Here is a 19,608-nt window from a genome sequence, read left to right as displayed (position 1 = left end):
TCTAGGCGACGAGAAGCATCTCGTCGGCGATCGCCTGCCGACGCAGGCGAAGATCCTTTACCGCGTTCCAGCCGACGGCGCCGACAAGCCGTCCATTCTGCCGGCACTCCGCGACAACCTTTGCACCGTCGGCCGCCACCGAAAACGTTCCGTCGCTCGGAAAGATGCCGTAAGCCTGCAGCTTGACATTGTATTGATCCGACCAGACGAACGGGACCGGACAATAAGGTTCTGCTGCACCCATAAGATTGCGGGCGGCGGCGATGCCCTGTTCCGTCGCATTCATGCGGTGTTCGATCCGGATCTGTCGCCCATATCCTTGATGCCACCAGCTTGCGACGTCACCCGCTGCATAGATATCGGGTGCGGCCTGGCAAAATGCGTCACATTCGACGCCATTGCCGATTTTCAAGCCGCTGCCGTCGAGCCAATCCGTTACGGGAATCGAGCCGATCGCGACGCATACCGCACTGGCGGAACAGGTTTCGCCATTGGATAAACCAATGCCGCTCACCCCTCCATCCTCGCCATGTATCGATGTCACCGATACGCCGAGCCGCAGATCGACACCGTTGGAGCGGTGCAGATCGGCAAGCCTCTCTCCGATGTGATGTCCGAACTGGTGAAGAGGCAAGCGATGAGGCCCGACGACCGTGACATCCAGGCCAAGCGCGCGCGCCGTCGCCGCGATCTCGGTTCCGAGAACACCGGCTCCGACCACGACGATCCGCGGTTCCAGCGCAAGCGTCGAACGCATTGCCAGCGCATCGTTCAGGGTTCGTAGATAGTGGACGTTGCGGAAGGCTGCACGCCCCTCCAGCGGCCGCGCCCTGACGCCGGTTGCAATGATCAGGCCGTCGAATTCGATGTGGTCGCCATTCTGTAATTTAAGCACATGATCCGAGGCCTTCAGGCCGACGGCGCGGCACCCCAGCCGCCATTCCGCGCCGATCTTGCCAAGGTCTGCCTCCGACCGAAGGAGCGCGCGTTCGATCGGCCAGGCTCCCGCCAAAATCTGCTTGGAGAGCGGAGGCCGGTCATAAGGTTGTTCCGGCTCCTCGCCGACGATGAGCAGTTCGCCTGTATACCCGCCGGTCCGCAAGGTCTCTGCCGCGGCAAGTCCGGCAGCCGACGCGCCGACGATAACAATCCGGCGCCGGGTCATTCTTCGATGGTAATCGCCAAGGCGGGGCACACCCGAATGGCCTGCCGTACCGCGTCGTGGAGCTCGGCAGGAGGCTCGGCATTGAGAAGCAGGACGATCCCGTCATCCTCACCCTGATCGAAAACCGCTGGCGCCGCCACGACACATTGGCCCGCTCCGCAGCATTTCTCCTGATCGATCAATACGCGCATAAGACTGCTCCGAATAAACGTTTACCAGCTGACCGGAAGGCTTTCGACGCCGTAGACGAACATGTCGTCCTTGAATTTCAGCTCCGAGAACGGAACCGCCAGGCGCAGCGTCGGGATCCGCCGGAACAGCGTCCCGAAGACGGTCTGCAGCTCGGCGCGGGCCAGGGGCTGGCCAAGACACTGGTGAACGCCATAACCAAAGGCCACGTGGCCTGATGTGTTGCGGCGGATGTCAAATCGATCCGCGTCTTCGAACATGCGCACGTCGCGATTGGCCGAAGGATTATGCGCGATAATTCCTTCACCCGACCGGATGACCACTCCGGCGATCTCGATGTCGGCCATCGCGGTCCGCCGCCGGCCCGAATGTGCGACATCGACATATCTTAGAATTTCCTCCACCGCATTGGTCAGCAGCGACGGATCGTCCATCAGAAATTTGAGCTGATCGGGATTTTCCAGTAGCGTGAGAATGCCCATGCCCATCGTATTGGCTGATGTCTCGTGGCCTGCCACGAGCAACAGGCGCGCCATGCTGATCAGATCCTGACGGCTGATCTTGCCGGTCTGATATTGCGCGACGACCACACGGCTCAGCAAATCGTCCTGCGGGTTGGTGTTCTTGCGGTCGATAAGATCGCCGATATAGCCGTCGCAGAGTTCCTTGGCGACCTCTGCCGCCCTTGCCGGCGGCGTCTTCGACGATGCGATGATCGAAGCGCGTGACTGAAAGAAATCCTGGTCTTCGTAAGGTACGCCGAGCAGGTCGCAGATCATGAATGAGGGAAGCGCGAGAGTCAGGTCCTCGACAATCTCGGCCGGAGGCCCTTTCGCCAGCATTGCATCGATGCATCCGTCGACGATTTCCTGCATGCGCGGGCGAAGCTGTTCGATGCGTTTGACGGTGAACTCCGCCGTCAGCATCCGGCGCTGGAAACCATGCTCGGGCGGATCCATCGACATGAAGGTGCGATAGTTCTTCCGCATAAGCTGCATGCCGGGGCTCTGACCGGGGAAGCCGGGATGACCGCTGTCGGCGCTGACGCGCGGATCGCTGAGCAGCGAGCGGACGTCGTCATAGCGAGTCGCGAGCCAGACGACCTGATCATTCCACAGCCGGACCCGGGTCAGTGGATTGTTGGCGCGTGATTCACGAAGTGCGGGCGGCGGATCGAACGGACAGGTCCGAGGCATAGGATAGGATGCCGGCTCTTGCTGATGGAAAGGGCATCCTGCCGGGACAGCCGCCTGTTCGGAAGAAGATCCCTGGGTTTCAGCCTGCGTTGACATGAGCACTTCCCTCGATGCGCGCGATTCAAACGATCAATTTTCCTGAGTGTCCAGGCCGGCGGAGACGGGCGACGGGTAATTGCTCATCAATCTCTCCGCCATATTCGAAGCCTTGTTCCAGTCGTAAGTGCGATAGCTGTGGCCGCGGGTAACGTACTGAGCGCCCGCATAGAACATTTCATACTGGAGATGACGGGATGCAAACTCCGAGCCAACGGCGTCCCACGCCAGCTTCAGCAATTTGACGCGGTCCTTGCCGGACATGGCCGGCGAAATCTGAGTCAGGGAGATGATGCGCGCCAGATCGGAATCGGCGAAATCGTTCACCGACGACGGAAGCATCAGCAGCGCGCCACCGGCCAGTTCGCGGATCGTGCTGATGATCTGCGGATACATTTCCTGCGACTGCACCTGCGAGGCATAGAGCAGATGCGTGCTCGGCAAGAAATACTCACCGCGCATCGAGCCGCCGGCTTCCATGCCATAAACCATGCCCTCGATGAGAGCCGCCTGCGACGCCAGCTTTCCGAGCGTATCGACGACCGGCGGGAAATTGATCGTGCCGATGGTTCGCGCGATGCCATGCGCCAAGCCGATCAGGAAGCGCAGCTTCACCGACAGCCGGATCTGCGCCTGGTAGTTTTGATAAATATGAGCCGGCGTATCATGGAGCTGCGCGCGGCACATGTCCGTGTCGCGCAGCAAAAATACGCGCTCCCACGGAACCTTGACGTCGTCAAAGAACACCAAGGCGTCGTTCTCGTCGAAACGATAGGAGAGCGGATTGTCGAACTCGTCGTGGGCATGAGCTTCGAACGACTTGCGGGACAGAAGCTTCATGCCTTTGGCGTTCATCGGGAGCGCGCAGGAAAAAGCAAGGTTCTCTTCACCCCGCTTCAGAGGCTGCCCCGAACTGACGAAAATTTCGTTGGCCATGATCGCGCTCGTCGCGAACAGCTTCGCGCCGCGGATCGTGATCCCCGACGAATCCTCGTCCACGATGTGGGCCACCATGTCTTCGGCGCCCTTGCCCTGGCTGCCGAAGGCTTTGGACCGGTCGCCCTGCACATTGTTGATGACATAGGTCAGAAACAGATCGTTCCTGCGGGCATGGTCGAACCAGTCTCGAAATGCGCGCGCCCGCTTTTCATCGTGACGATCGAACACCTCGATGCCCATCATCATGCCGCACATCGACGAGGCGACGTGATCCGGCGACCGGCCGAGGAATCCGCAGGATACTTCGGCCCATTCGACCAGCGCCTTCCTGCGCTCGACGAGGTCTGCATAGCTTTTGGGCAATTGCCATGCGCGGCTGATGCGATGACCGCCGCCGAGGTCGAACGTCATGCGCTCGACATTGTTCGGATCGGCCTGGTAATCGTACAGCGCGGCGGCGGAAGCGACGGCATGGCGATACGCCGGATCCACGGCCACGTCGCCGATCAGCTTGCCATCCAAATAGACAGACCGCCCATCTCGTACGCTTTCGGCATGGCGCGCGCCGTCCTTGACCTGCGGTGCTCCGGAGGCCGTCACGCTGCGAGATAGAATCGCCGTGTTCATGGTTCTACCTTCTCCGTTTTCAGCCCGCCGGCTTCCCGGCGGAGCATCATCAGGCGCCAACATGTCAAACATTATTAGCTAGCATACGAAGCTATTACAAGACCAATCGATCTGCGTTCGGTCAACTCCCGATGTTTGGCGGCCTGGGCGCACCGATCTAATTCGATAAGAAAGGTTCGATCGGAAGCTAATTCCCGAATTTGTATTGGCCCGTTTCTTGAAGCTGAATTGGGTTTCGTTTCAACAAACAGGACAATGCCCGCCATGATGGTACCGACGCTTCTCATTCCCGGACTGAACTGTTCAGCCGTATTGTTCCGGGACCAGATCCCGCTGCTGTGGCGCTTCGGGCCGGTCATGGTGTGCGATCACCGCCAGCCCAACAGCATCGCCGGCATGGCCGAGCGTATCCTGGCCGAAGCTCCGCCGCGTTTCGCGCTCGCGGGCCTTTCCATGGGCGGCTTCATCTCCTTTGAAATCATGCGCCGCGCACCCGAGCGCGTCACCCATCTCGCCCTCATCTCGACATCGGCTCGCCCTGAAGTCACCGGCGGCGAAGGCGACCGGATCCGGGCCGAGCGTATCCAGATGGCGCGCGACGGTCGATTCAAGGAATTGCCGCCGTTGCATTATGCAAGAAACGTTCATCCCAGCCGGCAGACCGACGACGTTTTGCGCGCTACCCATCGCGGCATGACGGAAGAAGTGGGGCCGCAGGGCTATATCAACCAGCAGGAGGCGAACCGTGGACGCGCCGATTCACGGCCGACCCTGGCGACGATCAAATGTCCGACGCTTGTGCTGGTCGGCGACAGCGACTTCCTCGCGCCGAAGGAGCATGCGGAGGAAATGGCGGCGGGCATTGCCGGAAGCACGCTCGTTGTCATTGCCAATTGCGGACATCTGTCGACCCTGGAGCAGCCCGAAGCCGTGAATAAAGCGCTCGAGGCGTGGCGCGGGGGTTGAACGCTCTGCAATCATCCTCGAGCCTGCGCGCCGGCCATCGCCGGGTTGGCCGGGGTACCGGCCGGCGGATGGACCAGATGGCATGCCACGAGCCGGTCTGGCCGGGAGTCGGGATCGACGGGAGCGAGCGTCCGGCATATCTCCACGGCTTTCGGACACCGCGGATGAAACTTACAACCTGTCGGCGGCGATATGGCGCTGCCGATTTCGCCGCGGATCACGTCGGTCGGAGGGCGGTGATCCGGATCGGGCCGCGGTACGGAGGCAAGCAGTGCCTGCGTATAGGGGTGCTGCGGATTGGCGAATACTGACTCCGTCGATCCGAGCTCCGCAATGCTGCCGAGATACATGACGGCAACGGCCGAGCTGAAATGCTCCACCAGGGCAAGGTCGTGGGCGACGATAAGATAGGTCAGTCCAAACTCGTCCTGAATATCGGCGAGAAGATTGAGGATCTGCGCGCGAACCGACACGTCCAGCGCAGAGGTCGGCTCGTCGAGGATCATGAAGGCCGGCCGCAGCGCCAGCGCCCGCGCGATCGCAATCCGTTGACGCTGTCCGCCGGAAAATTCATGCGGATAGAGATGGGCTGCCGATGAAGGCAGGCCGACGACGTCGAGCAGTTCCAGCACACGCGCCTTGCGTGATTTCGCGTCCCCGATGCTGTGCGCCATCAGAGGTTCCGCGATGATGGTGCGGACCTTCAGCCGCGGATTCAGCGAGGCAAAAGGATCCTGAAAAACCGCCTGCACCTGGCGGCGGTACTTCATGATCGAGGACCGGGACGCCGTTGCGATATCGAGCCCGTCAAACGCAATCTGCCCCGACGACGGCTTTTCCAGCCCCAGCAACAATTTGGTGACGGTGGTCTTGCCGCAGCCGGATTCGCCGACCAGCGCCAGCGTCTCGCCGCGACGGATGGAAAAGCTGACGTCTTCCACGGCACGCACCGTGCCGCCGCCACGGATATTGAAGACCTTCGTGAGGTTGGCGACATCGAGAATGGGTTTGCCCATTGCCGCCTGCACCACAGCTTCTCGGTCGCCGGGGATGATCAAGCCTTGCCCTCCGCAAGCCAGCATGCCGCGCTGTGTCCCGGCGCCACGTCGAAGTCGGGCGGATATTCTTCGCAGCGCTCCATCCGCGCCGGGCAGCGGGCCGCGAAGCGGCATCCTTTGGGAGGGTCGATGAGGCTCGGCGGCAATCCCGGAATCGTATCCAACCGGCGCCGCCGCTGCCCAAGGTGTGGAATCGAATTCAGGAGTCCCTTGGTATAGGGGTGCGCCGGGTTCTTGAAGATTTCGTGGACATCGCCAATCTCGACGATGCGGCCGGCATACATGACGGCAATCCGGTCGCAAATGCCCGCGGCGACGCCGAGATCGTGGGTAATCAGGATGATGGCGATGCCGGTGTCGCGCTGAATCTCCCGGAACAGCTCCATCATCTGCACCTGGATCGTCACGTCCAGCGCACTGGTCGGCTCGTCGGCAATTAACAGGCGCGGCGAACAGGCGATCGCCATGGCCGTCACGACACGCTGACGCATGCCGCCGGAAAATTGATGCGGATAATCGTCCAGCCGCTTGGCGGGGGAGGGGATGCGGACCCGCCCGAGAACCGTCTCGACCGCTTTGCGCACCATGGCTCGCCCCTTGGCAAGTCCGTGATAGCGGAACGGAGCCCCCACCTGATCGCGGACCGTGAAGACCGGGTTGAGCGACGTGAGCGGATCCTGCGAAACCATTGCGATCTTGCTGCCTCGCCAGTCGCGGGCGATCTCCTCTTCGCTCAGCTTGGTGAGATCGGTGCCGTCGAGGACGATCGAGCCGTCGACGATACGGCCGTTCGCCTTCGGCTGCAGGCGCAAAATCGAGAGACTGGTCATGGTCTTGCCCGAACCGGACTCGCCGACAATACCGAGCGTCTCTCCCTCGCCGACATCGAGGTTCACGCCGTCGACCGCCTTCACCACGCCCCGTTCGAGAAACAGATGGGTGTGCAGATTTCGGATGCTGAGCAGAGGCTTGCGCACGGCGACGGACCGGCGAAAGTTGGATTCGGATGGAGCGATGGTCATGTCAGAGCTGCCTTCGCTTGGGATCGAAGGTGTCGCGCAACCAGTCGCCGATCAGGTTGGCGGACAGGCAGGTCAGCATGATCGCGATGCCTGGGAGTGTAATCGCCCACCAGGCATTCGTGATGTAGTTGCGCGCATCCGCGAGCATCAGGCCCCACGACACGTCCGGATTCTGAATGCCGAGCCCGAGAAAGCTGAGCGATGCCTCGAAGATGATCACCTGGCCGACCTGCAGGCTCGCCAGCACGAGCAGCGTGTTCATGATATTGGGCAGCAGATGCCGGAAAAAGATCATCGGAGTGGATACACCGGCCACCTTTGCCAGGGCGACGTAGTCCCGCTCCTTCAATGATAGGATCTCGCCGCGAACGATGCGGGCATACCATGTCCAATAAGTGAGCGAGATGACGACAATGACCGTCGAGAGGCTCGGCGACAGCACGGCCGCGATCATCAGCGCCAACGCCAATGCCGGAATCGACATCTGAATATCGACTATCCGCATGATGAGGGTGTCGACGAATTTTCCGAAATAGCCCGCGACCATTCCCGCGAGCGCTCCGATCCCGCCGGCCAGGACGATCGCATAGAAAGACGTGATCATGGAGACGCGAGCGCCGGCGATGATGCGGCTTAGAATGTCGCGGCCGAGATTGTCGGTGCCGAGCAGGTAGTCGAGAGAGCCTCCGGACTCCCAGGATGGCGGGCGAAAGGCAGCGGCGAGGTTGAGCTCGTTCGGATCATGGGGCGCAATCGCCTCGCCGCCGGTTGCCGCGATGATGATCAGCGCGAAAATGGCCAGCGAGATCCACGGCAGCCGCTTGCCGCGCAGCCTGGACACCCAGCCTCGCGCAGCCGGCTGCGCGGAGGCAACGATAGTTATGGCCGTATCAGTCATGGTGACGGATCCTTGGGTCAATCAAGCCGTAGGAAAGATCGACAAGCAGGTTGGCCACGACGAATAGAATCGAGGTGAAGAGAACGCCGGCCTGTACGACCGGAAAGTCGCGGGCGAACACGGCATCGACGACGGTTCGCCCCAAACCGGGCCATGCGAAGATGACCTCGATCACGAACGCTCCGCCCAGCATCGATGCGAAATACACGCCGAGAACCGTGACCAGGGGTATCGCGGCGTTGCGAAAGGCATATTTCCAGATCAGCGTCCGTTCGGGAGCTCCGATCGATCGGCCCATGCGGATATAGTCGCTCTCCAGAACATCCAGCATCGCCGACCGCACGACGCGCATCTGTGCCGCGACAGGATACCAGCCGAGCGCAATGGCCGGCAGGATCAGATGCGAGGCGCCGCCGGACCCGAAGGCAGGCAGCCAGTTCAGCCGCACCGAGAACAGCAGGATCAACAACAATCCGACCCAGAACCCGGGCATGGCCTGTCCCAGCATGGCAAAGCTCTTGCCGAAGGTGTCGATCCAGCCGCCGCGATGAACCGCCGACAGGATTCCGAGCGGCACCGAAATGAGAACCGAAAACAGCAGGGCCGATAATGCGAGTTGCAACGTTGCCGGTACACGTTCGAGCACCAGCATCAAGGCCGGCATCTGCCAGCTATAGGATTGGCCGAAATCGCCGGTGATCGCCCTGCCGGCGAACATCAGATATTGGCGCCACATCGGAAGATCGAGCCCCAGCGTCTTACGCATGGCGATCAGGGCGGACTGCGGCGCATCGGCGGGCAGCAGCAGGGCGGCGGGGTCGCCGCTCAAGCGGGAGACCACGAAGATCAGGATCGACGCACCGATGATGCTGATGATGCTGTGTGCAATACGCCGACCGATGAAGCCCCACATCATCGTGCTCCGCTCAAACCCCGTGGGTCTGCCCTTTGGCCACAAATACCAACGTCAGTGTATCGGCATTTCCGGTCCGCGCGTTCAGGGTGCGCCCAATCGCGGGCGCGGTAAAAACAGCTTCCGCAAGCAAATGCGCCGATCTCATCCGAAATCTTTTGCCAACCGTCACTGTCTTTGGCCGCCGCCTGTTGTTCGGAATGTCTTTGGTGGAACCTGTCTTTAGTGAAACGTCCGGCCGCCATCGACCGGAATTGCCACGCCGGTGATGAAAGCGGATTCCTTGCTTGAAACAAACAGAAGCGCCTGCGCCACTTCGAGCGTGGTCCCAATTCGCTTCAATGCGTATTGCCCGCCGGTTCCGGTGCGGCCGCGCGTCATCGCCGTTTCGACCATGCCCGGACAAACGCTGTTGACGCGAATTTTCGGCGCCAGTTCGCTGGCCATCGAACGCGTTAGATTGATCAGGCCGCCCTTGGAGGCATGATAGGCCGACGCACTCGGTCCGTTGGGCAGCAGGCCTTGTCCCGATGCGACATTGGCAATTGTCGCGTAGTCGGCTTTGCGCAGCCACGGCAATGCCGCTCGCACGACGAGATATGGTCCGACCAGATTGACGGCGATGACACGCTGCCACGTGGCGACATCGACCTCGTCAAGCTTTCCGGGCGCCGAGATTCCGGCGGCGTTCACGACACCGTCGATACCGCCCATCGCTTCGGCTGCCGTTGCGACAGCTGCGTTCACGGAGGCTTCCTCGGTGACATCGGCCACCACTGCGTGACCGCCGGTCTTGTCGCCCGTTGCCTGTACAGCCGCGGCGTCCCGATCGAGCAGCGCCAGCGCCGCACCTTCTTCCGCAAACAATTCGGCCGTCCGGCGCGCGATTCCGGATCCGGCTCCGGTGATCAGGATACGGCGTCCCTTCAGGCGGCCGGACGGAACATAATCGGTCCATGAAGGAGCAGACAGGACAGGCGCTTCACTCATCATCATCTCCGCGGAAGACTTCGTGCGTAACCAGACCTCAATGCGGCCATTGAAAACGGGCTGGGGCTTTCGTCCAAGCAAAGGCTTGCATCCAAGGGCTCTGGCGGTGTTTCAAGAACTGGGCAGGAAGGGTCACGAACTTTCGGTTTGCAATCCTCGGGCCAAGTCCCGAACAGTGCCGGGTTGCAGCTCCGCAGATATCGGCCTTGTTCGCGCGCGACATGAGATCGGCCTCTCGCGGCCAGAGCGAGATGATCTTTCTCGTCCTGATAGATCATCACAATTATGTTTCATAAAAAAGCTTTATCACGAAGCTGTGTCAATTGATATTTTGAATCGTTGCCTATACAGACCAGCGCAAGTGTTGCTTGATTGGTTGGCAAAATTAGCTCGCGGGACATGCATCGTGTCCAACATTTTGCCAGAGCGGAGCGGGCGGAAACGCGGTTGCCGGAACGGGGATATCCGATCGGCTTCCGTTTGTCAGGCGGATTGCGTGTCGCGAAAAGCGATTGCAATCGCAACGCGAAGCAGTCAATGTTTAGTGCTCAAACGAGGGTAGACCGGGTGGCAAAATCAGCATCTCTTGCGGCGCAAAAGAAACCGGCGGCCGGCAAGAATCCAACACAGACGTCGCTGACGATTTCTCGACGGGAATTGCTGGTCAACGGGTCCGATCACCAGTTTCGGCGGCTGGTTCATAGCCTGCTGGGCTTCCTGGCCCGGCACCAGACCATCCGTGACGGGCATGCAGCCGTTATCGGCCTGGCCGGCATCGAGTACACGGTCCTCATCTCGATTCGGCATTTGTCGGCGCTTGGCGATGTCCACGTTCGGGCCGTCGCCGACCATCTCCACCTCAGCGGTGCCTTTGTTACGACAATCACAAACAAGCTGATGGCCAAGGGGCTTATTCAAAAGGCGTCCCATCCGACGGATCGGCGTCGGCTTAGCCTGACGCTGACGTTGCGCGGTGTCGAGTTGCTCGACCGTCTCGCCCCGACCCAGCGGCAGGTCAACGATATTCAGTTCGATTGCCTGAGCGCGAAAGAGTTCGACCAGCTGCTCGACATGGTGCAACGCCTTGTCGAATCCAGCGACCGCGCTGTCGCCTTGCAGCGCTATCTCGCCGAGGCCCAGGTCAGGCCGATCAACGCCAGCGTCGGCACGACCTCCGGCAGACGGAAGTCGCGAAAGTCCTAAGGGCTATAACGTCCATCGCTTTGCTATTGATGCTCGCAGGGATGCGAGGCGGCCGGTTTCGCGCATTTTTTGCGCAAGCGGTGATTACATCCATGCATCGGCGCTGAATTTGGCGCCATCCGAGCGCGAAAACAAAAACCTGCTGGCTAGAACTCCTCTTCTATAGTAGTTTTTAAACATAGCTATTTAAGAGGTGTGTCATGGTTGAAAAACGCCAGATCAAGCTTGGCCTCTCGATGCAGGGCTATGGCTATCATCATAGCGGATGGCTCGATCCGGCAGCGCCGGTCGGCGGCGCCGTGGATTTCCGGCATTACCTCGATATGACCAGGACAGCGGAGGCCGGTCTCTTCGACATGGTGTTCCTCGCCGACTTCGTTGCCTTTCCGATGGTCGATCTGCCGAAAGGCGCGCTCGGCCGGCGGGATCGTGATTCCCTGGAGCCATTATCCTTGCTCTCGGCGCTGGCGCCGCAGACGCAGAATGTCGGTCTGGTCGCGACCATGTCGACGACGTTCGCCGAACCCTACCATACCGCCAGAGCCTACGCTTCGATCGATCACATCAGCGGCGGACGCGTCGGATGGAATGTGGTGACATCTTTCCAGGACGAGGAGGCCAAGAATTTCGGCTCATCCAAGATTCTAGAGAAAGAACTGCGCTATGAAAGGGCGGAAGAATTCGTCGATGTGGTCTGCGGGCTCTGGAATAGTTTTGAGGTCGACGCGTTTCCCCGTGATAAATCCGCGGGCGTCTATTTCGATCCCGCGAAGGTTCGCATCCTGAACCATGTCGGTAAGCACTTCCGCGTCAAGGGGCCCCTCACGGTTCCTCCGACGCCGCAGGGCCGCCCCGTCATCGTTCAAGCCGGCGCATCAGCACCGGGGCAGGAGCTTGCGGCCCGGACGGCGGATGTCGTCTATGCGGTGCAGAACACATTGGAGGATGCCCAGAAATTCTATCGGTCCCTCAAGGGACGGATGGCCAGATACGGCCGCGCGGAAGACGAATTGAAGGTGATGCCCGGGTTGCTGGCCGTGATCGGCGATACCGAACAGGCGGCCCGCGCCAAATACAAGCAGATGCAAGAGATGGTCGATCCGATGGTCGGCCTCGAATATCTGGCCCGCGTGTTCGGCGATCTGTCGGGATACCCGCTCGATGGCCCCGTGCCGGACCTGCGGCAGGATACCCAGCTCGCCAGCCGGAGCGAAGTGCTTCTCAACGTTGCAAGGCGTAACAACTATTCGATACGCCAGCTTTTCCAGAGCGTGGCTATCGGCAACGCTCACAATACCCTGGTCGGCACGCCTGAGCAGATCGTCGACACGATGGAGGCATGGTTCCTGGGAGGAGGCGCCGACGGGTTCAATATTCTGCCCGCCGTGTCGCCGGCCAGTCTGCGCGAATTCGTCCAGCATATCGTCCCTGAATTGCAGAGACGCGGACTCTTCCGGACGTCGTATGAGGGCAGCACGTTGCGAGAAAATCTGGGATTGCCGGCCCCGAAAAATCTGGCGCCCACGAATATCGGGGCGGTTGCCGCGCATTAATCTGCTGCTGAAGTGCTAACTGGCGGCTGCTCGGCGATCCCGTTGGAGCGCGCTGCCTTGCGCCCGGTTGCGCATCGTCAACGCTGCGGTTTTCTCCAGCCCGATATGTTCGACGAACCGCATCATCGACGCGATGGTCTTGAAGGATGTCGTGAGAATTGCCGCGGGGCGAGCAACCCGGAGGCTGCTGCAACGCGATGAAAACTGCCTCTCTTTCTATCGGTGGTGACCAATTAATCGCCTTTCATTACTCCTTTAAATAGGTAAGTTTGGAAGTCATTTCGCTGGTTCGGGAGCATAAAATGCGAGGCGGTCGCGTAGCGGTTTGGCGTGCAAGGATGGCGCAGACTCGGACGGGGATCCTGGTCGCGGCGGTGGTCTGGGCCATCGGCAGCCCGGCTTTGGCTCAGTCTCCTTCACCGGTCCGCGGCGGGATTCTTACGCTTGGCATGGGCGGCGATCTTACCACGATCAACCCAAGCCTGACCTCCGCCGTGCCGGAAGCCATGATCGGATGCGGCATCTACGAAGGTCTGGTTGAAACGGCATCCGATTTTTCAACAAAGCCGTTGCTCGCCAAATCGTGGACCGTTTCCGATGACGGACTGGAGTACACCTTCCTGCTGAACAAGGCGAAGTGGCAGGACGGGAAAGACTTTACATCCGCGGACGTCGCCTATTCGCTGATCGAATTCAATGCGAAGGCCAGCCCGATGTTTCGTGCCGCCGGTGCCTTGATCGACAAGATCGATACGCCGGCTCCCGACAAGGTCGTGATCCACCTCAAACAGCCCTATGGCACGTTTCTGTTGTCGCTTTCCTGCATCCAGGGCGGCTCGATCATGCCGGAGCATATTTTCAAGGGCACCGATCCCCGTACCAATCCGGCCAGCAGCAGCGCACCGGTTGGAACGGGTCCGTTCATGCTGAAGACATGGCGTCGCGGCGATGTGATCGAACTGGCGCGGAATCCAAACTACTGGGACCCGGGCAAGCCTTATCTCGACGGCATCATCGCGAAAATCCTGCCGCAGGCGACGTCCAGGCTTCAGGCGCTTCAATCCGGAGAGATCGATTTCATTCAGGGATGGAACATGGCTCCCAGCGACGAAGCCGTGGTCAAGAAAAATTCCGATTTGAAGCTGGAGAAGACCGGCTATGCGCCGGCGGCGATCATTGTCGCTTTCAACAACAAGAGGCCGATTCTCGCGGATACCCGCGTGCGGCAGGCGCTCTTCATGGCCACCGACCGCGATTACCTGCTGGGGACAACATGGTTCGGTGATGGCGAAGTCAGTGTTCAGCCGTTTAACGATTCCATCAGCTGGGCGAAGAATCCCGACGTCGATTTCCGCAAGCTCTATCCGTTTTCCTATGAAAAGGCCGGCAAGCTTCTGGACGAGGCGGGCTATCCTCTCAAGGACGGCACCCGTTTCACCTTGCACATTACGGTCTCAAGCGACAGCCCCGAACGCACGCAGGTCGCGCTTGCCCTAAAGAGCATGTGGCGCTCGATAGGGGTTGACGTGCAGGTCGATACGGTTGAGCGCGCCGTCTACATCAATCAGGTCTATACGACGCATAATTTCGATATCAACATCGATGGCCTGAATACCTTCGGCGATCCGGCGCTCGGCATCACGCGAATCTACGCGACTGACGCCATCGGCCGGGTGCTCGGCAACGCTTCCGGCTATTCAAATCCGCAGATCGACGCGCTATTCAGTTCTGCCGAGAAAATCATCGATGTCAAAAAGCGAGGCGATCTGTACAAGCAGGCCACCGCGATTCTGGCCAAGGACGTTCCGGTTATGCCGGTTCGCGACTATCGAATGACCGACGCGGCCTGGAAGGGTGTTCATGGGCTTTGGGGTGTCCTCGGCCCGGCGGACTGGCGTAACGGCTGGGTTGAACAAAAGTGACGCTGTGGAGCGCACGATGAGTGCTTCCTTGGCTTCTCCGATCCGGAGCGTGCTGCTGTCGGTCGGAGCGAGCGATACCGAACTGGCGGCCAACATCGCCTGTGGGGCGGACGTGGTCTGTATCGACCTTGAAGATACGGTGACGGACAAGTCGGCCGCGCGGGCGCTGGCGGCGTCGTTTCACCAAAGCGGATATTCTGGCCTTCGAGGGCTGCGCATCAATCCGCTCGAGGAAGAAGATGGGCTTCGCGATATTCTCATGGTCAGGGAAGCCTCATGGCGTCCCGACATCGTGGTCATGACGATGGTAAAGGACGCCCATGAAGTTGTCCTCGCCGACCGCCTTCTTCCGGCGTCTTGCCGGATCATTGCGCTGGTGGAGACCGCTGAAGCCGTGGAGAACGCCGGAGAAATCGCACGCGCGTCGCAGCGGCTTGCGGCGCTGATGTTCGGCGGAAAGGACCTCGCCTATTCGCTGGGCAGCGAGCGGAGTAATGACGCGCTGGATTACAGCAGGGGCAGGATGATGGTCTCGGCCGCCGCCGGCGGCGTTCGCGCTCTTGATGAAAATTACCGGCCGCTCGACGATCTTGACGGACTCGCCGCGGCCAGTACGCGCGTCAAGGGCATGGGCTACCGTGGTCGCCTGACGATCGACGCGCGGCACGTCCCCATCATCAACTCGATCTTTGCGGATTGATCAGGAGCTGAGCGCATTGTCCTTTGACGGCCGAGAGTTTCGCACTGCCCTGGGCTATTTCCCGACGGGGGTAATCATTGCGACCGCCTTTGCGGAAGGCGGAGAGCCGATAGGCATGACGATGAGTTCCTTTAACTCGGTCTCTCTTGATCCGCCTCTCGTTCTTTTCAGCATCCATCGGGAATCGTCGAGTTTCTCGCAATGGCAAAAATGCACCCGATACGCCATCAACGTTCTTGCCGACGACCAGGAGGAACTGTCGAACAGGTTCGCGAGCAGCAAGGGCCGGAAGTGGGAAGGCATGATGCCGACGATCGGACGGACTGGCGTACCTTATCTCGGGGAAGCGCCGGTGTCGTTCGAATGCGAGGCCTATGCGGCCTATGACGGTGGCGATCACGAGATCTTCGTTGCCCGGGTTCTTGAGATCCGCAAGCGTGAAGGCAAAGACGAACTTCCGCTGCTATTTTATGGCGGCCGCTATCGTAAGCTCGCAAATGCTGCGCATCCTCATCAGGCACGTATCGAAGACGGCTATCTGTACGGATGGTAATTGTCTGGCTGGAATAAGTTCTGCCCTGGACAATTCGAGACAATAATCCCGGCCGGAATATTCCCGGCGGCTTATGTTTTCATGCGATGAACTTGCTCGTTCGCGACACGTGCGCAGGTTGTGAGCGACTTTCAAGCCGCGACATCGTCGATCGAGGCCGCAGCCTTGACGAGAATCTTGGTGTATTCGTTCTTTGGCTCCGCGAAGATCTGCTCGGTGGTCCCTTGCTCGACGATCTCGCCCTTGTACATGACCAGGACACGGTGCGCGAAGGCGCGGGCCAGCGTCATGTCGTGGGTGATGAACAAGTAGGCGATCCCGCGAGATTCCTGAATCTCGATCAGGAGGTCGAGAATCTGGCCACGGATCGAGACGTCGGCGCCCGACAACGGTTCGTCAGCAACGATGAGGCGCGGATTGACCGCCAGCGCCCGGGCGATTCCGAGGCGTTGGCGTTGCCCGCCGCTCAGTTCGTGCGAAAACCGGTTCAGGAGACGGCTGGCTGGAAAAAGACGTACCTGTTCGAGCAGTTCCTCCACCGCAGGCCGCATGTCGACGGGTGGGGTGGCCGAACAACGTAAGGCCTGTTCCAGCGACTGCATGACGGTACGGCGCGGATTGAAAGCCGCCGAGGCATCCTGAAAAACCGGCTGCATCAGGAGCCGCCGGGTCCGCAACTCGCGGTTCGACAGATGATCGATGCGTTCCCCGGCAAGGTGAATCTCTCCGCTGTCCGGCCTTGTCAGGCAAAGAACGAGACGCGCCAATGACGATTTGCCTGATCCGCTCTCTCCGACCAGGGCAACAGTTTCGCCCGCTCCGACGGCAAAACTGACCGAGCGCACCGCATGGACCATCGCGCCATGCTGCTGTTTGAAGCTGATCGAGGCGCTGCGGACATCCAGCAGCGGGCGCGCCGGTTGGGTCTCGGTGGTCATATGGTCATCCTCCAACCGATAGCGCGCCCGGCCGGGTCTCGAGCACCTTTCGTCCGGAGCGCTGCGCGCGGGCAGCATCCAGAAGACTCTTCGTATATGCATGAGATGGCGAACGAAAAATCTCGCGGCACGGCCCGTGTTCGATCGTGCGCCCTCCATACATCACATAGACCTCGTCGCAGAGTTCGGCGACCGACACGAGATCGTGGCTGATCAGGAGAAGAGCCATGCCGAGCTCGCGGCGCAACTCGCGAAGCAGGGCTAGAATCTCCATCTGGGTGGTCACATCCAGTGCGGTGGTCGGCTCGTCCGCCAATAATAGCCGCGGGCGGCAGGCGAGGGCGATGGCGAGCAACGCCCTCTGCCGCATGCCGCCGGACAGCTCGTGGGGGTACGATCGCGCGACGCGCTGCGGCAGATGCACCAGATCGAGTAGCTCGGAAATGCGATGATGGACCGCTGCTCTCCCATCATGGAGACGAACTGCTTCCTCGATCTGGCGGCCGACGCGCATCAGCGGGTTGAGATAGCTCAGCGGGTCCTGGAAAACCATGGCGAAGGTATTGCCCCGCAAGCGGCTGATCGCGGCATGATCTCCGATCTGCAGAGACTGTCCTTCGACCGCGAAAGATTTAGCCTCGAGAACAGCAGGCGGCGTTGTCAGAAGTCCCATCAGGGTACGGGCCAATGTAGATTTTCCGGAGCCGGATTCGCCGACGAGGCCGACCGAGCCACCGTCAGGCACCCTGATCGACGCGTCGGATACGGCGTCTACCCGATGGCCCTGGACATCGAACGCCACCCGCAGATGATCAAGCGTGAGAATATCGGCCATCGGCCATCCTATTCGCTGCGGGGATCGAGCGCTTCACGCACGCAATCACCGAACATGTTGAAGGCGAGGGCCGTCAGGAAAATCAGGGTACCCGGAAATACCGACAGCCACCACGCCGTATAAAGCAGTCGCTGTCCGGTGCTCAGGGTCGAACCCCAGCTGATCGTGTCGGAGCTTGTCAATCCGAAGAAGCTGAGCGCCGCCTCCAACAGAATGGCGAACGCGGCAGTTAGCGTCGACACGGCGATGACCGGGCCGACCGCATTCGGTATGATTTCAAAGACAAGAATGCGGAATTCGGAAATACCCAGGCAACGGGCCGCTTCCGCATAGCCAAGCCCCTTGATGCGCAAGACCTCCGAGCGAACAACGCGAGCGGTCTGCGGCCATGACAGGCCCGCGATGACCGCGATGATCCTGGTCTCTCCCGCGCCGGCCATGGCCACGATCAGGGCCGCGAGCACGAAAATCGGCATGACCTGAAAGATTTCCGTGGTCCGCATGATCATGGCATCGGCCAGGCCGCCGCAATATCCGGAGATCGCTCCCACGACCAGGCCGATGATTCCCGCGGCAAGTGCGGATACGATACCCACGATCAATGAAATACGCGTGCCCCAGATCACCTGTAGAAGGACATCGCGTCCAAGATCATCCGTACCGAACCAATGTCCGGCGCTCGGCGCCAGCAGGACGCTGTTGGATATCTGGAATGGTGCGTCAGGTGACAGCAGCAGTGGCGCCAGCACCGCGACCATGCACAGCAGGACAACGAAGCCGCCGCTTATCCATGCCATGCGCTTTCCGCGCAGGCGAATCAGCGCCCGATGCTGCGGATTCGCAGACTTATCGTCCGCCGGAATAGCCGGAGCGGATGCGTGGGTCGATGAAACCATAGATAAGGTCCGTTGCGATGTTGACGAGGACGATGATCGAGCCGGAAAGCAGGAAAATGCCCTGCACGACCGGATAGTCGCGGTTGGTGATTGAATTGAGCAGCAAGGTTCCGAGACCCGGCCATGCAAAGACGCTTTCGACCATGATCGTCCCGGTCAGCGCCGCGCCAAAATTGTACCCGATGACCGTGATCACGGGCAGCAAGGCGTTTGGCAGGATGTGACGCCAGAATATCGCGCGTTCGGAGATGCCCTTGGCGCGGGCGGTGATGACAAAATCCTGTGACATGGCGTCGCGAAGACTGGCTTGGGCGACACGCGCGATCACCGCGACATGAAACACCCCAACGGTGAATCCGGGCATGATCCAGTGCAGGAAGAAATCCCACCCGGTGGCCAGCGCGCCATGGACGCCGCGCATCGATGCCATGCCTTGAGCCGGGAGCCAGTGCAGCTTCACGGCGAACAGAACGATCAGCATCTGGCCAAGCCAGAAAACCGGCACGGAGAATCCGAACAGGACGATCGCGGACAGCAGCACCCGCCCGCTTCCCCGCCGGGCAATGGAAATACGCGCGAACAGCAAGCCGACGATGGTGGCGAGCAGGAGCGCGGGTCCCAGCAGCAGCAGGCTTGCCTGCGCGCGCTGCAGGACGAGGGACAAAACGGTCTGCTGATTGACGAAGGAAAATCCCAGATCTCCCCGCATCACCGCCCAAAGATAGGAGACCAGCTGAATCGCGAGCGGTTGATCGAGTTGCAGATTGTGCCGGATCTCCGCGAGGTATTCCGGCGTTACCGGATATTCTCCGACAATCGCGACCAGGGGATCGCCCGGAACAAGACGGGTGAGGAGAAAGTTCACGATCACCACGACCGCCACCACCGGGATTGCCCAAAGCAGGCGCGTGAGGAGCAGTCGTCTCATGTTTCAGCCTGCATCGTCATG

19 protein-coding genes are annotated in these 19,608 nt (G+C 60.5%); 6 read left to right on the top strand and 13 right to left on the bottom strand.

The window, feature by feature from the left end:
- Position 1 precedes the first annotated feature (1 nt).
- The 4 genes from HB630_RS09165 to HB630_RS09150 all read right to left on the bottom strand — a co-directional run bounded on the left by HB630_RS09165 (position 2) and on the right by HB630_RS09150 (position 4,212).
- A complete protein-coding gene (locus HB630_RS09165; protein ID WP_213771878.1) occupies positions 2–1,165 on the bottom strand; it encodes an FAD-dependent oxidoreductase in 1,164 nt (387 codons plus the stop codon).
- Positions 1,162–1,356, bottom strand: coding sequence for a ferredoxin (locus HB630_RS09160; RefSeq protein ID WP_213771877.1), 195 nt, complete (start codon positions 1,354–1,356; stop codon positions 1,162–1,164). Before HB630_RS09160 ends, HB630_RS09165 begins: the two co-directional genes overlap by 4 nt.
- A 21-nt stretch (positions 1,357–1,377) precedes the next feature.
- The gene (locus tag HB630_RS09155) at positions 1,378–2,550 is read right to left on the bottom strand and encodes a cytochrome P450 (RefSeq protein ID WP_213771876.1); all 1,173 of its coding nucleotides are present in this window, start codon (positions 2,548–2,550) and stop codon (positions 1,378–1,380) included.
- Positions 2,551–2,679: 129 nt separating this feature from the next.
- The gene (locus HB630_RS09150) at positions 2,680–4,212 is read right to left on the bottom strand and encodes a 4-hydroxyphenylacetate 3-hydroxylase N-terminal domain-containing protein (RefSeq protein WP_213771875.1); all 1,533 of its coding nucleotides are present in this window, start codon (positions 4,210–4,212) and stop codon (positions 2,680–2,682) included.
- Between the two features lie 255 nt (positions 4,213–4,467).
- Here HB630_RS09150 and HB630_RS09145 point away from each other — a divergent pair, with 255 nt between their 5' ends.
- Positions 4,468–5,178, top strand: a complete 711-nt coding sequence (locus tag HB630_RS09145) for an alpha/beta fold hydrolase (protein ID WP_213771930.1) — start codon at positions 4,468–4,470, stop codon at positions 5,176–5,178.
- Positions 5,179–5,189: 11 nt separating this feature from the next.
- Here the strand turns inward: HB630_RS09145 and HB630_RS09140 are convergent, their stop codons facing one another.
- The 5 genes from HB630_RS09140 to HB630_RS09120 form a co-directional block, all read right to left on the bottom strand.
- Positions 5,190–6,194, bottom strand: a complete 1,005-nt coding sequence (locus HB630_RS09140; RefSeq protein WP_213771874.1) for an oligopeptide/dipeptide ABC transporter ATP-binding protein — start codon at positions 6,192–6,194, stop codon at positions 5,190–5,192.
- Between the two features lie 38 nt (positions 6,195–6,232).
- Positions 6,233–7,258 carry an ABC transporter ATP-binding protein gene (locus HB630_RS09135; RefSeq protein WP_213771873.1) on the bottom strand — a complete coding sequence of 342 codons (1,026 nt, stop codon included), beginning with the start codon at positions 7,256–7,258 and terminating at the stop codon, positions 6,233–6,235.
- A 1-nt stretch (position 7,259) separates the two neighbouring features.
- On the bottom strand, positions 7,260–8,156 hold the full coding sequence (locus tag HB630_RS09130; protein WP_213771872.1) for an ABC transporter permease: 897 nt from the start codon (positions 8,154–8,156) through the stop codon (positions 7,260–7,262).
- The gene (locus HB630_RS09125; protein WP_249780736.1) at positions 8,149–9,072 is read right to left on the bottom strand and encodes an ABC transporter permease; all 924 of its coding nucleotides are present in this window, start codon (positions 9,070–9,072) and stop codon (positions 8,149–8,151) included. Before HB630_RS09125 ends, HB630_RS09130 begins: the two co-directional genes overlap by 8 nt.
- Positions 9,073–9,291: 219 nt before the next feature.
- Positions 9,292–10,059: an SDR family oxidoreductase gene (locus HB630_RS09120; RefSeq protein WP_213771871.1), complete on the bottom strand. Its 768-nt coding sequence runs from the start codon at positions 10,057–10,059 to the stop codon at positions 9,292–9,294.
- A gap of 447 nt (positions 10,060–10,506) precedes the next feature.
- On the opposite strand from HB630_RS09120, the gene HB630_RS09115 reads away from it, so the two are divergent.
- From HB630_RS09115 to HB630_RS09095, 5 genes are all read left to right on the top strand, one after another.
- On the top strand, positions 10,507–11,262 hold the full coding sequence (locus HB630_RS09115; protein WP_213771870.1) for a MarR family winged helix-turn-helix transcriptional regulator: 756 nt from the start codon (positions 10,507–10,509) through the stop codon (positions 11,260–11,262).
- A 200-nt stretch (positions 11,263–11,462) separates the two neighbouring features.
- On the top strand, positions 11,463–12,815 hold the full coding sequence (locus HB630_RS09110; RefSeq protein WP_213771869.1) for an LLM class flavin-dependent oxidoreductase: 1,353 nt from the start codon (positions 11,463–11,465) through the stop codon (positions 12,813–12,815).
- Between the two features lie 338 nt (positions 12,816–13,153).
- A complete protein-coding gene (locus HB630_RS09105; RefSeq protein WP_213771868.1) occupies positions 13,154–14,737 on the top strand; it encodes an ABC transporter substrate-binding protein in 1,584 nt (527 codons plus the stop codon).
- Positions 14,738–14,786: 49 nt separating this feature from the next.
- Positions 14,787–15,437 (top strand): aldolase/citrate lyase family protein, encoded by a 651-nt coding sequence (locus HB630_RS09100; protein WP_213771867.1) that lies wholly within the window; start codon positions 14,787–14,789, stop codon positions 15,435–15,437.
- Between the two features lie 16 nt (positions 15,438–15,453).
- A complete protein-coding gene (locus HB630_RS09095; protein WP_249780735.1) occupies positions 15,454–15,990 on the top strand; it encodes a flavin reductase family protein in 537 nt (178 codons plus the stop codon).
- Positions 15,991–16,121: 131 nt separating this feature from the next.
- On the opposite strand, the gene HB630_RS09090 is transcribed toward HB630_RS09095, so the two are convergent.
- From HB630_RS09090 to HB630_RS09075, 4 genes are read right to left on the bottom strand one after another with little or no spacing between them, the layout of a single operon-like run.
- A complete protein-coding gene (locus tag HB630_RS09090; RefSeq protein ID WP_213771866.1) occupies positions 16,122–16,928 on the bottom strand; it encodes an ATP-binding cassette domain-containing protein in 807 nt (268 codons plus the stop codon).
- A 4-nt stretch (positions 16,929–16,932) separates the two neighbouring features.
- Entirely contained in the window at positions 16,933–17,763 is an 831-nt protein-coding gene (locus tag HB630_RS09085; RefSeq protein WP_213771865.1) for an ABC transporter ATP-binding protein, read from the bottom strand.
- A gap of 8 nt (positions 17,764–17,771) precedes the next feature.
- A complete protein-coding gene (locus tag HB630_RS09080; protein WP_346656058.1) occupies positions 17,772–18,659 on the bottom strand; it encodes an ABC transporter permease in 888 nt (295 codons plus the stop codon).
- Positions 18,610–19,587: an ABC transporter permease gene (locus HB630_RS09075; protein ID WP_213771863.1), complete on the bottom strand. Its 978-nt coding sequence runs from the start codon at positions 19,585–19,587 to the stop codon at positions 18,610–18,612. The genes HB630_RS09080 and HB630_RS09075 overlap by 50 nt, the downstream gene beginning before the upstream one ends.
- Positions 19,588–19,608 lie beyond the last annotated feature (21 nt).

Source organism: Bradyrhizobium sp. dw_78, from assembly GCF_018449525.1.
Taxonomy (GTDB): Bacteria; Pseudomonadota; Alphaproteobacteria; order Rhizobiales; family Xanthobacteraceae; genus Bradyrhizobium.
This window is presented reverse-complemented; position numbering and strand designations above follow the sequence as displayed.